Source organism: Nostoc sp. ATCC 53789, from assembly GCF_009873495.1.
Lineage (GTDB): Bacteria > Cyanobacteriota > Cyanobacteriia > Cyanobacteriales > Nostocaceae > Nostoc > Nostoc muscorum_A.
This window is the reverse complement of record NZ_CP046703.1, coordinates 2,470,690-2,493,842: the sequence shown is the minus strand read 5'-3', so window position 1 is coordinate 2,493,842 and position 23,153 is coordinate 2,470,690. Positions and strand designations below refer to the sequence as shown.

Annotated in this window: 18 protein-coding genes; 7 read left to right on the top strand and 11 right to left on the bottom strand. The window is 41.4% G+C overall.

Translation table 11 applies throughout. The features are described from left to right. Positions 1–490 precede the first annotated feature (490 nt). The 3 genes from GJB62_RS10265 to GJB62_RS10255 all read right to left on the bottom strand — a co-directional run bounded on the left by GJB62_RS10265 (position 491) and on the right by GJB62_RS10255 (position 3,693). Positions 491–1,681: a response regulator gene (locus GJB62_RS10265; RefSeq protein ID WP_114084072.1), complete on the bottom strand. Its 1,191-nt coding sequence runs from the start codon at positions 1,679–1,681 to the stop codon at positions 491–493. Between the two features lie 505 nt (positions 1,682–2,186). Then, positions 2,187–3,113, bottom strand: coding sequence for an N-acetylmuramic acid 6-phosphate etherase (murQ, locus tag GJB62_RS10260; RefSeq protein ID WP_114084073.1), 927 nt, complete (start codon positions 3,111–3,113; stop codon positions 2,187–2,189). Between the two features lie 151 nt (positions 3,114–3,264). Then, positions 3,265–3,693: a DUF3110 domain-containing protein gene (locus GJB62_RS10255; RefSeq protein ID WP_012412248.1), complete on the bottom strand. Its 429-nt coding sequence runs from the start codon at positions 3,691–3,693 to the stop codon at positions 3,265–3,267. A 265-nt stretch (positions 3,694–3,958) separates the two neighbouring features. Between GJB62_RS10255 and GJB62_RS10250 the strand changes: the two genes are divergently transcribed. Then, a complete protein-coding gene (locus GJB62_RS10250; protein WP_114084074.1) occupies positions 3,959–9,901 on the top strand; it encodes a translocation/assembly module TamB domain-containing protein in 5,943 nt (1,980 codons plus the stop codon). A gap of 150 nt (positions 9,902–10,051) precedes the next feature. Here the strand turns inward: GJB62_RS10250 and GJB62_RS10245 are convergent, their stop codons facing one another. Beyond that, entirely contained in the window at positions 10,052–10,981 is a 930-nt protein-coding gene (locus GJB62_RS10245; protein WP_114084075.1) for a sugar ABC transporter permease, read from the bottom strand. A 126-nt stretch (positions 10,982–11,107) separates the two neighbouring features. Between GJB62_RS10245 and GJB62_RS10240 the strand changes: the two genes are divergently transcribed. Then, entirely contained in the window at positions 11,108–11,770 is a 663-nt protein-coding gene (locus GJB62_RS10240; RefSeq protein WP_114084076.1) for a GIY-YIG nuclease family protein, read from the top strand. A gap of 250 nt (positions 11,771–12,020) precedes the next feature. Further along, positions 12,021–12,698 (top strand): DUF1003 domain-containing protein, encoded by a 678-nt coding sequence (locus GJB62_RS10235; RefSeq protein WP_114084077.1) that lies wholly within the window; start codon positions 12,021–12,023, stop codon positions 12,696–12,698. 68 nt (positions 12,699–12,766) lie between these two features. On the opposite strand, the gene GJB62_RS10230 is transcribed toward GJB62_RS10235, so the two are convergent. Together GJB62_RS10230 and GJB62_RS10225 are read right to left on the bottom strand one after the other, a co-directional pair. Next, a complete protein-coding gene (locus GJB62_RS10230) occupies positions 12,767–13,549 on the bottom strand; it encodes an ABC transporter ATP-binding protein (RefSeq protein WP_114084078.1) in 783 nt (260 codons plus the stop codon). Between the two features lie 170 nt (positions 13,550–13,719). Further along, a complete protein-coding gene (locus tag GJB62_RS10225) occupies positions 13,720–14,562 on the bottom strand; it encodes a methyltransferase domain-containing protein (RefSeq protein WP_114084098.1) in 843 nt (280 codons plus the stop codon). A 317-nt stretch (positions 14,563–14,879) separates the two neighbouring features. Here GJB62_RS10225 and GJB62_RS10220 point away from each other — a divergent pair, with 317 nt between their 5' ends. Then, on the top strand, positions 14,880–16,214 hold the full coding sequence (locus GJB62_RS10220) for a TrkH family potassium uptake protein (RefSeq protein WP_114084079.1): 1,335 nt from the start codon (positions 14,880–14,882) through the stop codon (positions 16,212–16,214). A 157-nt stretch (positions 16,215–16,371) separates the two neighbouring features. Continuing rightward, on the top strand, positions 16,372–17,067 hold the full coding sequence (locus GJB62_RS10215) for a TrkA family potassium uptake protein (RefSeq protein WP_012412256.1): 696 nt from the start codon (positions 16,372–16,374) through the stop codon (positions 17,065–17,067). Between the two features lie 139 nt (positions 17,068–17,206). Here GJB62_RS10215 and GJB62_RS10210 read toward each other — a convergent pair whose 3' ends face one another. The 3 genes from GJB62_RS10210 to queA all read right to left on the bottom strand — a co-directional run bounded on the left by GJB62_RS10210 (position 17,207) and on the right by queA (position 20,639). Next, a complete protein-coding gene (locus GJB62_RS10210) occupies positions 17,207–18,334 on the bottom strand; it encodes a tetratricopeptide repeat protein (RefSeq protein WP_242060676.1) in 1,128 nt (375 codons plus the stop codon). Between the two features lie 195 nt (positions 18,335–18,529). Beyond that, positions 18,530–19,150, bottom strand: a complete 621-nt coding sequence (locus tag GJB62_RS10205; RefSeq protein WP_114084080.1) for a serine acetyltransferase — start codon at positions 19,148–19,150, stop codon at positions 18,530–18,532. Between the two features lie 244 nt (positions 19,151–19,394). Next, on the bottom strand, positions 19,395–20,639 hold the full coding sequence (gene queA, locus GJB62_RS10200; protein WP_114084081.1) for a tRNA preQ1(34) S-adenosylmethionine ribosyltransferase-isomerase QueA: 1,245 nt from the start codon (positions 20,637–20,639) through the stop codon (positions 19,395–19,397). A 246-nt stretch (positions 20,640–20,885) separates the two neighbouring features. On the opposite strand from queA, the gene GJB62_RS10195 reads away from it, so the two are divergent. Continuing rightward, positions 20,886–21,275 carry a hypothetical protein gene (locus GJB62_RS10195; RefSeq protein ID WP_069068139.1) on the top strand — a complete coding sequence of 130 codons (390 nt, stop codon included), beginning with the start codon at positions 20,886–20,888 and terminating at the stop codon, positions 21,273–21,275. A 63-nt stretch (positions 21,276–21,338) separates the two neighbouring features. Here the strand turns inward: GJB62_RS10195 and GJB62_RS10190 are convergent, their stop codons facing one another. Further along, complete coding sequence (locus GJB62_RS10190; protein ID WP_114084082.1) at positions 21,339–21,836, bottom strand: YraN family protein; 498 nt, start codon at positions 21,834–21,836, stop codon at positions 21,339–21,341. Positions 21,837–21,859: 23 nt separating this feature from the next. Here GJB62_RS10190 and GJB62_RS10185 point away from each other — a divergent pair, with 23 nt between their 5' ends. Next, a complete protein-coding gene (locus tag GJB62_RS10185) occupies positions 21,860–22,435 on the top strand; it encodes a pentapeptide repeat-containing protein (protein ID WP_114084083.1) in 576 nt (191 codons plus the stop codon). 115 nt (positions 22,436–22,550) lie between these two features. Here the strand turns inward: GJB62_RS10185 and GJB62_RS10180 are convergent, their stop codons facing one another. Next, positions 22,551–22,976 carry a hypothetical protein gene (locus GJB62_RS10180; RefSeq protein WP_114084084.1) on the bottom strand — a complete coding sequence of 142 codons (426 nt, stop codon included), beginning with the start codon at positions 22,974–22,976 and terminating at the stop codon, positions 22,551–22,553. Between the last annotated feature and the right edge of the window lie 177 nt (positions 22,977–23,153).

Genomic DNA, 23,153 nt, shown 5'->3' with positions numbered 1-23,153 from the left:
ATTTAATATATATATTTGTGAATATTAAAAAATTTTATCAAGAAAGAATAAAAGCATTATTCGTCATAATTAAAGCGTAATTTTATAGGAATATAATCAAACAAATATTTAAATATTTACAAAAAAATAATTAAGTAGCTTTCATATTGCTACCTAATTATTCCTTCTGAATTCTGGCTTCTTTTTATGTTTATGGACGCGAGAAAGTCTATAGGTTGTAAAAATTTGGTTCTGGGTATTACTGAGTTATAGTCCAATACTGAGAAATGAAATTTTTAAGCCAATCAGACTAACTGATGATTAATTATCAATAAAAATTATTCATTCTCTCTAATTACAAACCTATCTAGAACTTATATTCTATTTTTGAAAAACTTAGTGCAACCTAAAAAGGCTCTTTTCGCATTGCTTATTGCTTATTGCCTATTACTAGTTAAAGCAAGTAACTATGGCTACGCCAGGCTGCGCGAACAGAAATCAAAGCGGATTCCTATACATTGGCTTTACTCTTCTCAATGGGAACACTCAATGTAGGTAAATACTTACGTATTATACTCATTACCTTGTCAGGCGCTACGGGTTTAGTAATAAAATCTGTAGAACCGACTACTTTGGCACGAACTCTATCTAAAAGACCATCACTGCCTGTTAATATAATCACTGGTGTATTAGCAAAGGCTGATATTCGCCGCAACTGAGTGCAGATTTCATAACCACTGGCAACTGGCATAATCAAATCCAAGAAAATTAGGTCTGGTTTATCTTGAATTAGGGTTGGGAGTGCTTGTACAGCATCTTGAATTTTAATAAACCTTAGTCCATTGGAAGTAATAATATCCTCTAGCATTTTACAGACTTGAGGGCTATCATCTACGCAGGCCACTAATGGAGCATTCGGTTTCTTTGGTTGTGTAGTGTGAGGCTTATTGTTTGTCTCAGTCACTACTAACGGCATATCAGGTACTTCTACCAATTCGATGATTCCTTTAAGGATATAAGGAAGCAACGAACGGGTGAGTGGTAGTACACTCTGCTTCATTTTCACAGCTAAATCTAAGAGAGTGAATTTGCCATTGATTAAATTCAAAAAGTTTTTGTAGACAGATAGACTTACCATCTGCTGGAGTTGTTCTGGTCGCCGCAAAACCGGTGCCAAATTAGGAGAAAAATTTGCTAAACCTGCGGCTGACCAAGTTTTCCATGAATCTTGCATGTGCTTTACAGACATTTCTGCACTCGTAAAGCTCATCGGTGTTTCGAGGATAACTTCTTGGCTACGATTGCAAGTTATAGAAGCGAAATTTCCTTGCAATGCTAAGTCAAATAATAATTCTGCTATGGTGCTTTCGGCAATAGACTGAATCTGTTCCCTCTGAATTCTCTGTTTTTTATAAAAGATTTCTAAAAGGCGGTAATCCCAGTAATCTATTGATATGTCTTGTGAACGCAACAGCAATTTATCAACATCAATCTGAGGACAGTTTTGAGCCATGTGTCTACGCCAGCGCCGGAAGGGATGAGTACCCCCTGTTGCCCAAACGATACGTCCCAGGCGATAATAAAAAGTCCATTGGCCACCCTTTGAACTTTTAATGTTTAATTTTCCATTATATTGCAGTTGAGTACAAGTTTTAAATTCATTAACTAAATTATTTGAAAGAATAAGTTCCGAGTGGGTCATATTTTATTCCTTGTATTAAAAAGCCAGTTATTGAAAAACCCACACTAGTTGTATAGTGGTCAGAAGACACATCAAAATTGATATATAGCAGTCAAAATCAAGTTTATTAAAATCAAGACAATGATGAGAAAATACCAAAAATCCTGTTAATCTATAAATCCGATTTCATACAGTTTGTTATCGGTAGACTTTACGAATCAAGTAGCTTGCTATAGTCCAGATCATTAGGATGCATTCAGTATTAACTGATTATTTTAATAATTTTCATACGGAATTCTATCCGTATAAGTTCTGAATTTTTGTTTAAAATGATTAGTAATATTGAGGAATTTTTAAATTTATTTATTAAAATTGGCTATGAATGTTAAAAATATTTATTTAATTTTACATTTATTAATACAACTTAATTGAAGCGAGCTTTTTTAGGGAATATTATCTTTAAAAAAAGGTGTGCTGCTCAGATAAGTAGCAGCCACCTGTAGAGTATTTATTTAGGAAAATGTCTTTAAGATTGGTTGTGGTTTTGATAGCTCATAACAGCTGCCCTAAGATTACTTTGGTGTTCTGAAAGAAGCCGATCGCCATCCTCTTTTTCCAAACCAGTCCAGTGCATTAATAATGCTAGTTTAACCCACTTGCCACTACGTTCTAATAAAAAACCAGCAGCTTCCCGACTTAAGCCTGTGAGGTCTTGCAATATTCGTAAAGCGCGATCGCGTAACTTTTGATTTGTTACTGCTACATCCACCATACGATTACCATAAACCTTACCTAGTTTAACCATTACTCCTGTGGAAAGGATATTTAAAGCTAACTTCGTGACTGTACCAGCTTTCAGGCGAGTTGAACCGGCGATGATTTCTGGCCCTGTCAATAGGCGAATGTCAATATCGGCATCAATGCTAACTTGTTCAGCCGGAACACAGGCGATAAAAATAGTACTGGCTCCTCGTTGACGAGCCGCATGAATGGCACCGTGGACATAAGGTGTTGTCCCACCAGCAGTAATACCGACAACTACATCTAGCTGGGTAATGTGTCGCCCAGCGATCGCAGCTTCACCATCTTCGATGCTATCTTCTAAATCCTCCGAACTGCGTACCAGCGCACCCGCACCACCAGCAATAATCCCCTGTACCAACTCTGGGGGCGTACAAAAAGTAGGTGGACACTCAGCAGCATCTAGCACCCCTAACCTGCCACTTGTGCCCGCGCCAATGTAAAATAAGCGTCCTCCGTGACGCAAACGCTCTGCGGTGCTATCAATCGCTTCAGCCAACTGAACTTTCGCCGCTGCAACCGCTGCAATTGCTTTTTGATCTTCGCTATTAAACAGTTCTACCAATTCCAGAGAACTGAGCTGGTCTAAGTTAAGACTGTTAGGATTTACCAGCTCGGTTAAAAGATGCCCACGTTCTTGCAAGTTTGTCATTTATCCTTATGTCCTTTGTCCGTTGTCCGTTGTCATTAGTCAGTTAGCGACCAATGACCAATGACCAATGACCCTTCGGGTTCACCAGTTGCTCATGGGGGAAACCCCCAAGACCGCACTGGCTCACCAATGACTAATGACTAATGACTAATTAAAGCAATCCTTCCAATTTGCGACGCATCTTCTCTAGTTCAGAATCAGATAATTCTGGTTCTTCTAGTGGCTGTTGATTGAGAGGGAAGGTGTCTTCAACAGTATCCTCCTTCTGGGCGTTTGCTTGCCAGTCAGTTTGTTCTACGTTCAGTTCTGGGGGAGTGACAACTAAATTGCTGTTTTCTGGGATGATTTCCCATTCATACCCAGCACTTTCGCAAAATTCCTTGATTTCCTCAGCATCGATTGGCTCTGGTGTCGGTGCGGGGAAATCCTGAGCTTCCAGCATTAGGGCAAAGCGCGTGGCATCGTCTTCTGACTCGAACATCAGAATTTTATTGCGATCGCCCTCCCGAATCGTGTGAATCCCCTCATTTTCCGTTCGAGCGTTAAAAATCAACACAAAAACACGCATTGGTGTAATCATCTGTCTTTTTTAAAGTCTATTCATATTAAAGTTCTAGGTTGTACCTGTGCGAAAGTCAAAGGAACAATTTTCAGTTTATTAAGATCAGATTTTCCTGAAAACGCCAATATTATTAAGCATAAGTATTGGATCAAGCAAATACCGTAACTTAACTAATGGGGTCTTTGCTTTACTTGGCGTATCCTGGAAATGGCATACTGAATCAATGTGTCAGTTAATGCTTGTGTGTGCCAGCGACATCCGGCAATTAATACAGTGAAAGCGAATGACTAAATCTCCCCATCAAGATATTCACTCCCCCTCCCCTATCCGCAAGCGTCTGTGGTTGCTGGTGTTGAGTCGGGGTAGCATTGCCTTGAGTGGACTTTTACTGTTAGGAGTTATCATCGGTATTTGGCGGTTGTGGACTTTTGTCCAAACAGAGTTAACGCCATTGGCACAACAAAGTCTGACTACTACACTCAACCGTCCGGTAAAACTGGGAAAAGTCACACAATTTTCGTTAACGGGAGTGCAGTTTGGCGCTTCAGCTATCCCAGCCACACCTACAGATCCAGATCGGGCGACAGTCGAATCTGTGGAGGTGGGTTTTAACCCGTTACAACTAATCTTTAACCGCCATCTAAAGCTAGATGTAACCTTAGTCAACCCAGATATTTACATTCAGCAGGATGAGCAAGGGCGCTGGGTTTCCACTAGCATAGCGTCGTCAGGTGGAGGCGGTGCAATTAAAACTGATTTGGACTACTTGCGGTTTCGCAATGCCAAGCTGTCCTTGATGCCGCAGGAGAGAGAAAGGGAGGTAGGGGAGGCAGGGGAAGCAAGGGAGGAAATATCTTCCGCGTCTACCACCTCTCCCGTAACATTTTCTCAACTTAACGGTTCTGCCCAACTTTTAGCAAACAACCAGTTAATCCGGTTTGAAGTGGGGGGACAAGCAGACAGTGGTGGCAATATTTCCATTCAGGGAGAGACACGTTCCAAGGTGCTAGCGGGCAACTTTCAAGTGAAAGCACAAGATTTGCTGGCTGCGGATATTACTCGGTTGATTAAGTTACCAGTGAACTTACAGGCGGGTCGAGCCAATGGCGACTTATTAATTCGGTTGACACCAGGGCAACAGACTTTATTGTATGGCAATGCGGCTGTGCAAGGGGTAACACTTCAAATACCCAAAGTCCCGCAACTGTTGAGTAATAGCCAAGGAAACCTCCGTTTTCAGGGAACGGAGTTGCAGTTAAACAATATTACTACCAACTACGGCAAAATTCCTGTAGTGGCTACGGGAATCATCGACACTCAAGCTGGTTTTAAGTTGGCAGGGCGTGTAAATGCGGTGAGTTTGGCTAATGCCCAGGAGACTCTGAAGGTAAAACTACCTGTACCGATCGCTGGACAAGTACAAGCAGATTTGCAGATTACCGGATCGACTAAAGAGCCAATTCTCTCAGGCTCAGTTGCGACGATTCAAACTGCCCGCATTGATAAAGTTGATTTCAATAGCATCAGTAGTAAATTTGAGCTTGTTACTAGTTCTAGTTCCTCTTTAATTACCCTAAAAGATATTCAAGGTAAAGCCAAAATTGGTGGTGATATCACAGGCGCTGGCACAATTCAACTTGGTAAAACGCCGCGACTGGATTTAAATTTCGCTGCCAAGAATGTTCCAGGGGATGCGATCGCAAAAGTTTATGAAACAACACCTGCGTTCCAAATCGGCAATGTCTCAGCTACAGCCCAATTAACTGGCGCTCCTACCAATGTCCAAACTTTGGTACAGTTTCAAGCCCCTAACGGAACTTATCCTGGAACTGGTGAAGTTGCGATCGCTCCAAATCGTAACGTCTCTTTCCGTAATGTGGCTCTTAATGTAAGTGGTGGAACAGTTCGGGCAACGGGTAGTTATCTTAATGAGCGTTGGCAAGCTGTGGCTGTTGCCTCTAGGGTAAAATTAGAACCATTTGTAGACAAAAGTCAACTACAAAATGTCTCTTTGGCGGAGGCACAATTCAATGGTCGTCTCATCCTCTCAGGCAACACAGCACCATTTAAAATTGCCACGATTCGCACTGATGGCGCAGGAGTTCAAATTGGTGGCGGCACAGTTGCAGTTTCTAATGTCCAATTGCAAGACCAAAGCTTCTCTGCTCAACTTGTAGCTAATGGTGTGCGGTTAGGGCAAATATTGAAACAGTCTCCTCCAGCTTTAAATAATCCTTTGGCGGGTACGTTCCAAATCGCAGGTAACAGAGATAATTTCAGCCTGAAAACCCTCCGTGGCAATGGTGAAGGTAGCCTTGCTATTGGCGATGGTACGGTTACAGCTAAAAATATCCAAGTGGCTAATGGTGTCTATCAGGCGCAAGTTCAGGCTAAAAATGTTCCTGTGCAGAAATTGGCAAAAGTACCAAAGCAGTTTCAAGGGGCGTTAACTGGTCAGTTCGATGTAGCGGGTTCTGTTGATTCTTTTAAACCGCAAACTATTCAAGCCAGTGGTCAAGCACGGATAAATGTTGCGGGTGGAACTATTACGGCCTCTAATATCCAACTTGCTAATGGTGGCTATCAGGCGCAAGTTCAGGCTAAGAATGTTCCTGTGCAGCAATTGGCAAAAGTACCACCGCAATTTAAAGGGACGTTAACTGGTCAAGTAAACGTAGCGGGTTCTGTTGAATCTTTCCAACCTAAAGCTATCCAAGCTATGGGTCAGGCGCGGGTAAATGTTGCGGGTGGGACGATTACAGCCTCTAATATCCAAGTGGCTAATGGTGTATACCAGGCACAAGTTCAGGCAAATAATGTACCTTTGCAGCAGTTGGCAGCAGTACCACCACAGCTACGAGGGACATTAACTGGTCAAGCAAACGTGGCGGGTTCTGTTGAATCCTTCCAACCGCAAACTATCCAAGCTAGTGGTCAAGGACGGCTGGATGTTGCAGGTGGAACGATCGCAGCTTCTAATATCCAATTGGCTAATGGTCGCTATCAAGCTGTAGTTGATGCTACTGGTGTGGAGTTAAATCGGTTCAATCAGCAATTGCGGGGCCAATTTGGCGGTCAGTTACAATTAGCTGGCAATGTAGGCTCGTCCAAATTAGCTGATGTGCGTGCTGCTGGACAGGTGCAATTATCCCAAGGGCTTCCTGGTCTTGAGCAACCCCTCACGGCTGCGATCGCTTGGAGTGGTGAAAGGCTGACCATTGAGCGAGCAACTGCTCCCGGTTTAAGTGTGAGTGGTAACATACTAGCCAATGCTAAAAAGGCAGGTATACCGGAAATTACTGCCTTAAATCTCAACGTCCAAGCGCAGAATTACAACTTAAAACAGTTACCGATTAATCTTCCTAATCAGGTTGCTGTAGCGGGTAGAGTCGATTTTAATGGACAAGTCACTGGTAAGTTGCCTTTGCCAAATGTGGTAGGACAAATTAATTTACGAGACTTAGTTGTTCAAGATATTGCTTTTGAGCCGTTGTTAACTGGAAACATTGATTCAGTACGGGGACGCGGTTTGAGTTTAAACTTGGCGGGTAATCGCGATCGCTTATCTTTCAATTTAGATGCCAATAATCGCCCGAAATCCTTCTTAGTAAAATGGCAGGAAGCATCAGCTACAGGTAATGTTCAAGGGAATGATTGGGCGCTAAAAGTTGCAAATTTCCCCTTACAAATATTGAATTTGACTCCGCCACCAATTACTCGATTGGGCGCTGGTAAGATAGCTGGGTTGTTAACTGGGGATTTGCTGTTTAATCAGCAGACATTGGCAACAACGGGGAATTTAGCGATCGCTAATCCGCAAATTGGCCGGCTTCGCGGCGATCGAATAGCTGCTCAATTCCGCTATAGTGATGGCAAAGGCACACTTACCAACAGCGAATTTGTCAAAGGTAAAAGTAGCTACGCCCTTGTCGGTACGTTTGCCCAAAGCTCTAAAGGGCCTCAACTACAAGGTAAACTGAACGTCAGCCAAGGAGAGATCCAAGATGTTTTGGCTTTAACACAGATATTTGATTTACAAAATTTGCCAGGTGGTTCAGCGGCAATCTACGGCACAGCAGAGGATCTAGCCACTACCCCCCAAGGAGTACCAAATCAACCTTTATTAACCCAAATCCAACGGTTTTCTGAAATTGAAACTTTGGTAGCAGAACAGCAAGAACAGCGACTTAACTCCACTCCAATACCAGATTTGGCAGACTTAAAGGGGACTTTCAACGGGGAAGTGGCTTTAAATACAGCTACAGCCAATGGATTATCAGTGGATTTTAATTTGAATGGACAAAACTTTGCTTGGGGTAAAAAGGAAGAACGAAATCGTTATTATACTGCTGACAAAGTGATTGCCGAAGGCAACTTTGAAAACGGTGTTTTGAGTTTGCGACCTTTACGAATCGAATCTCAAAACAGGTTGATTGCCTTTACGGGTAACGTTGGCGGTGATGAACAATCTGGCCAGTTGCGGGTGAATAATTTTCCGGTGCAACTACTGAATAATGTTGTCAAACTGCCAGTTGGAATTACAGGGAATCTTAACGGTACAGCAGCTTTAGCAGGTAGCATTGCTAATCCCCAAGCTAGAGGGGAATTGCAAATCACAGACGGATTATTGAATCAGAAAGCAATAGAATCAGCAAGGGCAAGTTTCAGCTATGCCAACGGACGCTTAAACTTTGGTAGTACTGTAGCAGTTGCAGGGCCAAAACCTGTTGATATTACTGGCAGTATCCCTTATAAATTGCCTTTTGCAACCGTTGCACCAGACAGTGAGCAAATCAGTTTGGATGTGAAATTAGAAAACGAGGGATTGGGACTGTTAAATGCATTGACGAATCAAGTGGTTTTTGAAAAAGGTGAAGGAGAAGTAGACCTTAAGGTACGCGGAACATTGCAAAAACCCCAAGTAGATGGAATTGCTACTGTTAATAATGCTACTTTTTCAGCTCAGGCATTACCAGGTAAGCTGAGACGTGTCACAGGTAAAGTACTGTTTAATTTTGACAGCATCTTAGTAGAAAACCTTCAGGGTAGATTTAGCCGTGGGAAGGTGGAGGTTGCTGGAGAAATTCCCATTTTCAACAATCAGAACGTGAGTATCACCAATCCCCTAACTGTTAATCTCGATCAGTTAGCCTTAAATCTCAAGGGACTTTACCAAGGAGGCGCTAGCGGCAATTTGCAGATTACTGGTTCTGCCCTTAACCCAGCGATTGGCGGTAAAGTAAGTTTATTTGACGGTCAGGTATTGCTGGCAGAATCTACCGATGCGACTTCATCTGCAAATAGTAGTCTCGGTGTATCACCCACAAAAGAGAATAAACAGAGTAAAGCTGAAATTGAAAATGGCAAGGGAAATGCGTTGGCTCAAGGCTTGCCGTCAGGTATCGCTAGATTTAATAATCTAGATTTAGAACTCGGTAAAAATGTCCAAATTACCCGTCCCCCTATTCTCAACTTCCGCGCCACTGGTAATCTCATCGTTAACGGCTCGATCAATCAGCCCGTACCCAATGGTACTATCCAGTTAGAACAAGGAGGGGTGAATTTATTTACTACCCAATTTAATCTTGCTCGTGGCTATAAACACACTGCAACTTTTAGTCCCTCTGAACCCCGCGACCCCAACTTAGATATTCGCCTATTTGCCAAAGTACTGGACGTAACTCAAAGTAATGACTTCGGTAAAGTAAATTCCACAGGTTTATCAGCCTTAGAGAGTGTTCGAGTCGAAGCTACTATCAACGGTCTAGCCAGCAAACTCAATGAAAATCTAGAATTAACAAGCAGTCCGTCACGTAGTCAAACCGAAATTGTTGCTCTTTTAGGAGGTGGATTTGTAGACACCCAAGGGCGTGGTGACAGTACTTTGGGACTGATTAACATTGCAGGGTCGGCTGTGTTCAATAATTTTCAGTCTGCTTTTAACCAGATTGGGAGTACCTTTGGTTTAAGTGAACTGCGGATATTCCCTACTGTTATTTCTGAGAATCCCGAAGCTGGAAGGAGCAGTTCAACTTTGGAATTAGCGGCCGAGGCTGGGGTCGATATTTCTACTAAAATATCTGTTTCCAGTATTAAGATTTTGACAACAAATGACCCCTTTCAATGGGGTGTTAATTACCGGATAAACGATGAATTTCGTGTGCGTGCTTCCACTAATTTAACTGATGATAGTCGTGCAGTAGTGGAGTATCAAACGCGGTTTTAAATTATGTGTTTTATTGTGCAGACTTATTTACATTCTAATTAAGCTGCATAAAAGCTTAAAATTACGCAACAAGCAATTCCCTCAAGCACTGGTAACTAAGAATGCAAATTTTTGTATCAGTTTTCAATATTTCTGAAATTAAATAAATATTCAGATTGTGATATTATCTCCACCCTCTTGATTGATAACTAATCGCAAAATTGATAACCCTAAAATTATCAAAAATAGGACTAAACCAATTGTGCAAGCATAGCTGATTTCTAAGTTACTAAAAGCTTGCTCATATAGGTAATAAACGATCGTTTTTGAGCTACTGAGTGGGCCCCCTTGGGTCATAATGTATACTTCTTCAAAAACTTTGGTTGCAGAAATAGCTGAAATCACCGCTACTAATGCTAAATATGGCTTCATCAAAGGTATGGTAATATCCCAATGTTTGCTAATACCATCGGAACCATCGATCGCAGCAGCTTCGTATACATCAGCAGGAATTGATTGCAACCCCGCTAAATAAATCACCATGTAGTAGCCTAGTCCCTTCCACACGGTGACAGCCATGACACTGGCAAGAGAAATTGGTATAATGCCAAAAATTTTCGCTGGGCTAGTTAGCCAAGGAATACCTTCTGGAAAAAGCCCCAAAGCTTTCAAAAACTGATTCAGTAATCCGTTTTCTGCATACAGCCATTTCCAAGCTATTCCTGCAACCACCATTGAAATTACTACTGGGGTGTAGTAGGCTGCTCTAAACCAATTCATCCCCCGCAGTTTCTGATTTACCAAAATTGCCAGCACTAGGGGAGCAATTACTAAAATTGGGACTACGCCCACAAGATATAAAAAAGTGTTTTCTAAGGTTTTCCAAAAAACTGCATCCTTCCAAAGTTTAAGAAAGTTGGCTAAACCTATCCATTGTGGCGGCTGGGCGATATCTTCATAGCTAGTAAAGCTGAGGTAAAACGCTTGCAGCGCAGGCAAAAAGACTGTTAACCCCAAAAGAACCAAGGCGGGTAGTAAAAATAAATAGGGGGTAAGTCGCTGTTTGATGAATATCCAATTTTTAGGTGTTAATTGATTCATATAAGGTCTAATAGTTGTTTTCGCTTTGTCAGCAAGAATTTGGGGATGTGAGTAGATTTAAGCTTCAATATTCTAAAGGCATATATTTGCTTGCGTCGCCAATTAATAACTCAGAGAGCAACTACGATGGAAACCCAGCACAACCCGCCAATTGAACATCAAAATGTCCCCATAAACCACCGTGGGCTACATGAATTTTTGTATAGTTCCGATGACGAACACACTGCCATTGAGGTGAGTATAACCCCTGAACTAGCAAACAATGGTACTGAAATCATTGGCCTTGAGACTTGGAGTGCATCTGCTCAGAACGCTAAAATTGCTGGTGTTTACTCAGTATTAGATGCAGAACGCTGCACGCAGTACATTGGCTATTCTCGAAATGTGTTGCTTTCCCTAAATAGTCATGTCACCCAAAATGGTCAGGAAAAGTGTGCTTTTGTGCGCGTGCAAGCATTCAAGTTCCCCAAGCGTCAAGATATGGAAGATTTGCGAGATGCGTGGATAGCAGAACTCGAAACCACACCACCTGGTAATGCGTCCGAAAGCGAAATGTGGGCTAGTACAGTAGGCGAAGCTACAAAGGCAGTAATGTCGCAGGCGGAACGTCAAGCCTACGAAGAGAAAAAGCTAAAGCTGCGGAAAGCAATGGCTGACACAACCCTCTCTAAAGAGTCAGAAACAATAGATGCGAGTATAGCCGAACGTCAGCGTCAGCTTGAAGCTGCTGTGACAAATGATGACTGGAGTGTAATTATCGACGCACAGACCCAAGAAACCAAATCTTAGGATGAGTGTTCAGCTTGCTCGTTATTTCCCTACTAAATAGCTCATTCCTTTACAGAATGGGCTATCTAAGTGTTTAGATGAATATTTTTGCTGACGCAGCTTTAGGGATCTATCTGAAGATAGTTTTTTGCTTACCATCACTTTTTTCTATCATTTTGAGAAAAAACAATATTTACTCCTATCGTTTAACCAGCGTAGATTAAAAGTCATCAGGATAAACACAGACGGAAATAACGCCAAGAGGTGCAACATGAATCTATTCAAAAAAGTATCGTCTAAGAATGTTGATGCCAAAGTAGTTCAAAAACCTCAAGTTGTAGAGATACAACCAGCAGTCCAAAACACTTCCACTCAAGAACTGACTCGCGGACAACGCCTTGCTGATAAATTTGCAGCGCAAGTGGGTTCTTGGGGATTTCTCATTGGGCAAAGCACTGTTTTGGCCGGATGGGTTGGTATCAACTTAATGCCTGGGGTTCCCCACTGGGATGAATCACCTTTTATGATGCTTAATTTAGTGTTTTCATTTGCCTCAGCCTACACAGCACCCATCGTCTTGATGAGTCAAAATCGCCAGTCTGATACTGATCGGAAAAACTCCGAAATTGACCATCAGGTGAATTTAAGGGCTGGACAAAATATTGAACTTCTCCATGAAAAATTGGATGACTTACATACTCAGCAACTAAACGAACTAACCCAAATTGTCAAAGAACAGCAGCGAGTTCTTCATGAGCTTAAAGTAAGTCTGGTAAATGAATCTAAAGAGGTTAAAGAGATTAAAGAGTTTAAACTGAGTGTATTGCCAGGAATATATGTCCAAAATGGCGCTCAATTACCCAAGCAAGTTATTGTTAATAAAGCTTTCAATTTTGATCAACCAATTGGTGACAATAACAAAGTTATTGATAAGTTAATCCGTCGATAAATATTTCAGATAAAGAAGGCATTTCCCAAGGGTACATTTGACTGGCTTGCATCAGAAAAGTAATTGGCTCATAACGATACAGCAGAAATTGCACAAACTTGTAAACCCACAGGTGTCTGAATAATCACAGATTCCACACCAAATACTTGGGCGATCGCACTTGGTGTCAAAACTTCTTCAGGTTTGCCAACTTCCCAAAGATGACCTTGTTTTAATAAAGCAATGCGAGAACTATATCGTGCTGCTAGGTTTAGTTCGTGTAGAACGGTAACGATAGTTAATTCTTGCTGTTGATTCAGATTTTTCAGTAGTTCTAATAGTTGTAATTGATAGTTGATATCTAAGAAAGTTGTCGGTTCATCTAATAATAAAACTTTTGGTTCTTGCGCTAGTGCTAAAGCTAAAAAAGCGCGTTGTCTTTCACCACCCGAAAGTTCTTCAACTAAGCGATCGCTCAATTTTTCTAGTTGCGTCTTTTTAATTGCAGCTTCTACTTTAACCCAATCTTGGGCGTTTAATTCCCATTGCCACCAAGATTGATGTGGCGTGCGTCCTAAACTTACTAATTGTCGCACTGTTAAGCCTACGGGAACGGTTTGTTGTTGCGGTAATAATGCGAGTTTTTGTGCAACTAAATTTGGGGGTTGAGAATGAATTGCTTTGCCATCAAGTAGAACTGTTCCATGCTGTGGGGAGAGAATACGACTCAGCAATTTTAATAAAGTAGATTTACCTGAGCCATTAGCACCAACTAAACTCAACCATTCTCCTGTTTGCAGAGTGAGGTTAATGTCTTGAACAATTGGGACTGTGGTGTAACCGCCTGTTAGGTTTTGCAGTTCGAGTGGCATTTCAGCAATTTAACAATAAGAAACTTAATTTTAGAAGGTTTCCCCGATATCTGCATTAGAATTTACAAGTTTTGCGATCGCTCCAAATCTTGTATTTAAGTATAATAATGTATCACTAGGAACATCTACGTCAATGCTCCTAGATTACATCTTTTTGCTGAAGTGGAATTCTACTTATTGCCGCACAATAAGCCAAACCGAATTAACCCACGCTCATAACCGCGACGCATTAATCCCAGTGATAATGCCCCTTGGATGGTAGTCCAACCAGCATTTAGTAAACCCCAAAGCGCTTGGGGAGTGAATGCAGAATCAATTACCACATTCCAGAAAGGGGCGACAGCAGTTGACCAATCAGCAGTGCGAATATTATGTAATGGTAACTGGTGTGCGATCGCTTCATACTCTGGCAAAGAAATCACATAAGGCAAACAATACACCCGATAAATATCCTGCAAATGCTTTTCCTCATCTGCCGTTAGTGGAGACTCATCAGTTGGTCGATGACACCAAGTCACCATAATTAACTTGCCGCCAGGCTTCAATACTCGATAACACTCCTGGAGAAACTTGGTTTTATCTGGCATGTGTTCGCCACTTTCTAGCGACCAAACCAAGTCAAAAGAATTGTCAGCAAAGGGCATTGCTTGAGCATTTGCGACTTGGAATTGTGTTCTCAGACTCAGATTAGCTTCTGAGGCGCGTTCCGTTGCTCTCGCTGCTTGTACAGGACTCAATGTAATCCCTGTAGCCTTAGCATTAAACTTCTGCGAAAGGTATAAAGAACTACCACCGATGCCGCAACCTACATCTAGGATATTTTCTGCTGCTTCTACCTTTGCCCAATTGAGCAATTCTTCGATTAAATCAATTTGAGCCTGACGACGGTCTTTTTTCTGGGTACCATCAGCGCCGTAATAGCCGTGGTGCATGTGTTCGCCCCATATCTGTTCCCACAGACCAGATGAAGCATCGTAAAATTGCTGAATTTGTTGATAAAGTGTTGCACTCATGAAAAAGTAGTATTGAGACGAAGTAGAATTCAAAAAAACATACTGGTAGACTACCATGTATAGTTTTTAATTAAATAAGGGTATTTTTGTTCTAAGAAAGCTAAACCGGAATTAATCCTCTTTAGAAAAATTTCTCAGTTTTACCTGAACAAACTGTTCTTGCTCAAAATTATACCAACTATCCAAAAAAGATACGATATCCAAAAGGCGTAAACCCAGGTTAAATCTAACGTTCTTAACTACGAATTACGTTAGCGTAGCAGGGCGTTCGCTTTTAGCATCTCGCAGAGAAGCCCATTAGGAATTACGAATTAATTATGACTGTTGCTCGGACAATTTGTTTGGGATTTTTGGCTGTCATTGCTGTCGGTACTATCCTGTTGATGATGCCTTTTTCGACTAGCAATGGTACATGGAATAACCTGATTGTGGCACTATTTACCTCGACATCCGCAGTTTGTGTCACAGGTTTATCAGTCGTTGATCCTGGTACTTATTTTTCCTTTTGGGGTCAATTGTTTATTGCACTATTAGCTCAGATTGGTGGGTTGGGCTACATGACAACTACCACATTTCTGATTTTGCTCATTGGCCGTAGGTTTGATATGCGGCAAAAAATAGCAATTCAACAAGCTTTAGATCGACCAGGGATGAGTGGTAGTGCCCAAGTTATCCGTTCAATTATTGCTACAACTTTAATTTTTGAGATTACAGGTATCTTCTTACTTCTACCAGCTTTTGTTCCTGAATATGGATGGAGTAAAGGACTTTGGTTAGCAATTTTTCATAGTATTAACGCTTGGAATAATGCTGGATTTAGTTTATTTAAAGATAACTTAATTGGGTATCAATCATCTTTCTTAGTAGTCTTTACTATCACAATGTTAATTATCTTTGGAGGAATTGGCTATCAGGTAATTTTGGAAATGTACCTTTGGTTGCGCGATTGCCTTTTCAAAAAAAATCATAAACAAATATTTTCTCTAGATTTTAAAGTTGCAACTAGTACAACTATTATATTGTTAGTAATAGGAGTAATTGCATTCTTTTGTATAGAGATCAGAAATCCAGAAACATTTGGTTCTCTAAATTTTCGTGACCAGATATTACTAGCTTGGTTTCAATCAGTTACTCCTAGAACTGCTGGCTTTAACACTATAGATATTGGCAAAATGACCAATGCCGGTCTATTTATTACGATTGCACTCATGTTTATTGGTGCAAGTCCAGGTGGTACGGGAGGAGGTATGAAAACAACAACTCTCAGAGTCTTGACCAGTTGCACCAAAACGATTCTTCAGGGTAAAGAAGAAGTTTTATTATACGATCGCAAGATAGCAATATCTTTAATTTTGAAAGCCGTGGGTGTGTTGGTAGCTTCAGTAGCAACCGTGATTTTAGCTACTGTCTTAATAAGCCTTACAGATCCAACGTTGGATTTTATTCAAATTTTGTTTGAAGTGGTATCAGCCTTCGCCACCGTGGGGCTTTCAACAGGTATTACAGGAAGTATCTCTATAACAGCAAAGCTCATCCTCATTATGACTATGTACATTGGACGAGTAGGTGTTTTACTACTGATGTCCGCGATACTTGGAGATCCACGCCCTAGTAGAATTCACTATCCTGAAGAAAATCTCCTTGTGGGATAGTTAGCGAGTGCGGGGATAATAATTCTTGACAACTCACTAATGACTAATGACTAAACTGATAAAATATACATTGGAAGGCAAAAAATAAGATTTTTAATTCAAGTATCATAACCGTTTTTTGCCCTAAATACAGGGAGCCATTATAAGGATAAAAAGGGTGAATCTTTCATCATTAAGTTTTTTTCGCAGTTTACGTAAAGATAACCAACAATTTGCTGTAGTTGGATTAGGTCGTTTTGGTAGATCCGTCTGTTCTACACTGCACAACTTCGGTTATCAAGTACTGGCAACAGATATTGATGAAAAACGAGTTTCCGAAGCATTAACTGAGGGAATAGTTGGTCATGCTTTGCAATTAGATTCTACAGAACCAGCCGCACTAAAAGAAGCTGGGATTTTTGAATTTGATACTGTAATTGTAGCGATTGGCAACTACGTTCAAGAAAGCATTATAACCACCCTAAATGTGAAAGAGGCTGGCGTACCCCATGTAGTTGCCAAAGCTTCTAGTGAAGTTCATCGTAAACTGCTGCGGCGAGTAGGAGCAGATCATGTTGTTTTTCCTGAGTATGAAGCAGGTTGCGCTCTAGCGCGTACACTTACTAAACCAGCAATCTTAGATCGATTTGATCTAGACCCAGATAACAGTATTGTAGAGTTGATTGTGCCTGATGAATTTCACGGCAGAACAATCACCGAGCTTCAACTTCGTAACCGCTACGGGTTAAATTTGCTAGCGGTGAGCCAGGATGGTAAATTTCAAATTAATCCTGACCCTACCAAACGTTTAGAACGTGGTTCAGCAATGGTAGTTATTGGCTGCAATAAAGATATCAATCGTTTGCCGATTTAAAAAATTTAGAAGTCATTCAATTTTAGATTTTAGATTTTTCCTTCAATCCAAGTTGCACTGTAAGCACATCAAAATTGCTACTTAAAATCGAAAATTGGCAGAGTTAGAAGTTATTAACTTATTTCTAACTCTGATTTTTTTATTGTCCGGAACTCGTTGAAGTAGATTGTTGTTCAACTGAGACAGGGTTTTCTAGTTGATTTGGCGTTTGTGGCTCAGGTGTTTGTATTACATTACTTGTGTTGTCTGGAGTTTGAGAAGGAGTAGCTGTTTGACTGGCTTGAGGCTGTTGTGGCTGAATTTTCTGGGCAATTTGTTGCATTAGTTGTTCTATTTTCTGAGCTTGCTCAATGTTACCTTGCTCACGATACTCAGTATGGGCACGTTTCAAGACTCCATTAGCTTTCTTGATGTCGCCTTGATTATATAAAGTGACTCCCAAATTATAGTAAGCTGAGGCGTTTTTAGGATTTAGGCGAATAGCTTGCCGATAAACAGAAATAGCTTCAGAAGCTTGGCCTTGGATTGCTAGCAAACTTGCCATGTTGTTATAAGCTGTGGCATTTTGAGGATCTAGCTGCAAGGCTTGACGATAAGTTGCGATCGCTTGCTCTGTTTGACCTTGTTGTTGCAAGGCGATCGCTAAGTTAAAATAAGCGTTGGTATTGCTGCTATCTAAATTAATTGCTTGCTGGTATGTTGCGATCGCTTCCGGTAGCTGTCCTTGTTCATACAGCACTAATCCCAGATTATACAGCGCTGCTACCTTTGTGGGATCTATCACAAGGCTTTGACGATAAGCCGTAATCGCAGCATCTTTTTGTCCCTGACGATGCAGCACTAGCCCTAAGTTGTAATAAGCTTCACTAAAATTAGGATTAATCCTAATCGCCTCTGTATATTCTTGTAAAGCTACATCTAGGCGATTTTGCTCCATGAATATATTACCCAGATAATTTAGCGCAGCCCCAAGGTTAGGATCTCGCTGCAATGCCTGACGAAAGGCATATTCTGCACCTTGTAAGTCTTTGCGATTATAGCGCGTGACTCCCTGCTGGAAAAAGCTAGCTGCTTCAAGATCCTGAGAAATTGCGGTTTCTGCTAGCAGCTTGCTTCCTGGAAAATTAGTAATTGTCGGTGCAGCTAAGACCAAAAACGCAGAGAAAGCAAACAGAAGTCTGAACAGGGGCTTTTTCTGAACAGAGTTTTGGTGAAATAAGAAGTGTAACCAGGGCTGAGTTTGACTTTTTCTAGACAGGAGTGACATAGATGTACTTATGCTCATATCTTTATAAGTCAGAATACCCACCACAGCATGAAAAATTGCAAATCAAAAAATTAAGAATTTCTCACTTTGGGAGCATCCGACTTTTGTAAAAACACCCTTCTCCTTGTTCAGTTGCTCTGCATACCGTAATTAGTGCGATATTCTATAGGTTTTATAATCTGTTAATAAACAAATTTAAATCAACTGCTCTTTTACTTTCACGCCATCTCTCTTGATTATATAAGCTGGAACACCGACAACAACACAATTACTGGGAACATCTTTGACTACAACTGCATTTGCTCCTACTATCACATTATCATTTATAGTGACGTTGCCAATCACTTTTGCACCTGAACTTATGATTACATTGTTGCCAATTGTCGGAAAATTATTTTTACTGCTGTATCCTATTGTTACCTGTTGATTAATCCAGCAATTATCACCAATGCTTCTTGCATTTACTATAGTACTAAAGCCATGTTGAATAAATAGTCCAGAACCAATATTATCGCAATATAAAAATAGACTTGGACATTCTTTATAAAAGAATTTTATAATATGCATCAGTACCAATCCTAGAAAGTTACCTTTTTTAATTCTGTAATAGTAAAGACTTCTGAATTCGGGATATTTATAAAGCAAATATAGCAAGTTAACCCAGTCAGAAGTATCAACTAGCTCAACTATCTTTGACCATCGTCTTACATCCACAAGAATCACTTCTTTCTTTGTAGTGACGATAAACAATATGAGCATCGGAGCATTCATTATCTGGATGATAGTTTTGACCAATTTTATTATGAAGTCACGCATAAAATTACTCCTATAGGAATCCGGTTTGATTACTTAACGTATTTGCGTAGGTAGGTAGGGAATCTGACTTTTCACGGCATCTGGAAAACCTCTCTCTAAATCTCTCTCCTATTAGGAGAGAGACTTTGAATTTCCCCCTTCCCGCATCGGGAAGGGGTTAGGGGGTTAGGTTTTTCGTGGACTTTTCCACATAACGTGCAAAGTCAGGTAGGGAATAGGTAACAGGGAACAGGGAACATTGCCCTCATGCTTGACTCAGAACTCTTATGGCTTCCGGCAAAATTAGCATAGCATCACCAAAGGAATAGAAACGATACCCAAAAGTGATCGCTTCCAAGTATATATTCAATAGCCGTTGTCTGCCAATTAGCGCACTTACCAACATCAGCAAACTAGAACGTGGTAGGTGAAAATTGGTAATCAAACCATCCACCACCCGCCATTGGTAGCCGGGATAAATAAACAAGTCTGTTTTACCGCAAAATGATTGTAAATTCCCAGATTTAGCTGCCCCTTCCAAAGCCCTTACTGCCGTTGTTCCCACAGCAATAATTCGACCGCCAGCAGCTTTGGTGGCGCGAATTTGCTCTACCGTGGCGGCGGGAACTTCAATCCATTCTTCATGCATCTGGTGGGTAGTTACGTCTTCCACTTCCACAGGGCGAAAAGTGCCGACACCAACGTGTAGCGTCACAAAAGCTTGATTGATATTGCGATCGCGCAGCTTTTGTAATAATTCTGGGGTAAAGTGTAATCCTGCCGTCGGTGCTGCGATCGCTCCTGGCTGTTCGGCATAAACTGTCTGATACTGCTCATCAGCAGCTGAAGAGGTAGTAATGTAGGGTGGTAGCGGTACTTCACCAAATACCTCTAACAGTTGCACCAAAGGCTTTCCCTCTGGCACATCAAATTGCAACAAACGTCCCCCGGTTGCTGCGTCTGTTTCTAAAACTGTAGCGGTGAGTTGTTGACTGGTTACTGGGGAAGAATCAAGGGAGTAGGGAGAAGAGTTTTCCCCTCTGCCCCCAGCACCGTGCCCCTCTGCCTCTTTTGAATCCCCAATCCCCTGCTTTGCTTCAAAAATAATCTTTGTTCCCTGTTTGAAGCTTTTTCCTGGCTTAACTAAAGCTAACCAACAGTTATACTGCCGTTCTTCCAACAGCAACACCTGGATTTTAGCACCAGTGGTTTTATGACCATAAAGCCGAGCTGGAATAACCCTTGTATTGTTCATGACCAACAAATCACCAGAGCGTAGCAGTGCAGGCAAATCATGGAAAATATGGTGAGATGCTTCTGTTTCAGCGCCTGTAGTGGGAGAATTAACTACCAGTAACCGGGAACTATCTCTAGGAACTGCTGGGTTTTGGGCAATGAGTTCTGGAGGTAGTGTGTAGTCATAGCCTGCTACCGAGCAATCTAATTCAAAATTTTTTTCTTTGGGGCTAGATGTATCTTTCAACTTGGCTTGTACTAGTTTTTGCTTTATTTAGTATTTATACTCTCTGACAAAAAGCTGTTTTTAGCTTTCCCTTCTAAAGGAACTTTAAGGCATCTTTGCCCAATTTTGTCGCGAGGCTATAAGATTGTTACTATTAAGTAACACGGAAAAATTAACATAAAAATTGGGTAAACCTCCCCATCTAAAAACGGGGGCTTTTACCCTACCGGGAACAGGCACTGATTGACGAATATAGATATGTAGGATTGGCTTTGATCCCAAGCACCAACAAACATGGAATACTTGTACTATCTGGCAAATGCCAGTCTAACCCTGAGGGTCGTTCAACACCTGCACGCTAGACCCCAGACACCAGTTTCGTTCGTCACCGTAATTCATCAAATTGATGGCTGGGTGGTTAGGATCAAACTCAGAGGTCAAGTCTCGCCCCAAGAAGATGGCGACTTTCGGGCTTTTCTAAATGAATTAGGAATTAGCTATGAGCCACCAATGAGGGTGCAAATGGCACTTTGGAGTTTAGAAGCGGGACAATGCCCTGTGGACGTGATGCGTCGCTATCAGGTAGCGATCGTTTCTCATGGTAGTCCAGAGAGAGACGAAATCGAAGCTTTCCGGCAACAGTTTGTCAGGGGCTTAGGCTACTGTCCAGAAACTTTGGCGTAATAACGTTTGGTTGTAACGCCAGTAGATAATTATTGGTAATTAAGATATTTTATCCATTACCAATTAACCATTATCAATTGAAGAGTCGAAAGCTGCCAGAATGTATTCTTGCAGCTTAAACTTATATTCATCTGTTGATAAAGTAGCAAGAGCTTCCTGAGTTGCTATAACCGCAGTCTGATTTTTTGATATCCTTTGACAGTAGACAATAGCAACATCAAATCGGCAAGAATAATCCGCCTTTTCAGGGTACTGGGCTAAAAATATTCCAGCTGTCCGTGAGATTTTTGCTTGCTTTTGTGGGGTGATGGCGCTTCTTCCTCCTGCATCCCAACTCCCGGAACTGCGGGTTTTAACTTCAACAAATGCCAATAATGAGTGCTGAGTAAGGAGTTTTTCCCCAGTTTGTCCATCATATTGAGCAATAATATCAATTTCTCCATAACGGCTAGAAAAGCGACGATGTAGAATTATCCAACTAGTAGATTGCAACCATTGGGCAACTAGGTCTTCTCCTAAATGACCAATATCTGGATAATGAGATGGAGGAAGGTTAGCCATTGACGAAAAATATGATAAATTCTATGAATTCTAGGTTAAGCGATTGCACAGCAGGTTCTCAACTCGACTCATCCCGAACACAATTCGGGTTGAAGCGTCAGACTGACTATCACTTTTGGACAAATATACTCAGCTTATTCTTGTGGGGAATGATTAGCATCACCGCAACGCTCGGTTTTGCTCCAACAGCTTTGGCACTTGAATATAATAAAGAAATTTTGGTCGAGGCTGATTTTTCAGGACGTGATTTAACAGATTCCAGCTTTACCAAAGCTAATCTTCGCCAGAGTAACTTCAGCCATGCTAATTTGAACGGTGTCAGTTTCTTTGCAGCAAATTTGGAGTCTGCAAATTTAGAGGCAGCTGACTTGAGAAATTCCACTTTAGACTCGGCTCGTTTAGTTAGGGCAAATTTGACAAATGCACTGTTAGAGGGTGCTTTTGCTGCTAACGCCAGATTTGATGGCGCAATCATTGATGGGGCAGATTTTACCGATACGCTGCTGCGTTCGGATGAGCAAAAAAAATTGTGCAAACTTGCTAAAGGGACTAATCCAACCACAGGACGAGATACGCGTGACACGTTGTTTTGTCCTTAGTATTTTCTACTGGAATTGGGAATTGGGAATCCCTTCGGCTTCTCTTCGAGACGCTACGCGAACGCTCAGGGCAAGTGGGAATGGGGAATGGGGCATGGGACATTCCCTACTTAACTTACCAACCAAGGGCCCCAATCTTTTGACAAACAATTTTCATTCCTTTGCCTGGTGAAGAATTGGCGACAAAAGGTATTTCTCCTTTCTCCTTATCCTCTTGAAGTAGCTGTCCCTCTGAACTGTAAATGGCAATGTGATTCCGAAAAAGCCGTGATTCGGAACATGATGCATCGAATGTAGTCTCGAAGATGCCATCTCCGTACATACCGTAAAGTTTGTACGTTGTACCCTTAATAGTTTTTGTATCTAAAGCTACGCTGTTTCCTAATTTATCATGCCCCACAGTAATATATCTTTGTGCATCTTGGGCGATGGCTGTGCCAACGCCTTCGGCGATCGCTGCGCCAACGCCTTCGGTGAACGCACTACCATTGCTCAAGAAAATAGCGATCGCTCCCACCATACCGCCGATTTTAAAATACATACGGTTTCAAAATATAAGATTTGATATATTTTTAGCCGCAATCAAAGTTGTTTTGGCATGGTAGAAGCACTGAAAAGTTAAATCGCTGACAACTTTCACGAAGTTGGCGATCTGAATACCGCGAATTTTCACAAATCCAGGACTTATGCAAATAATAGCCAAAACCCTATAGGAGCA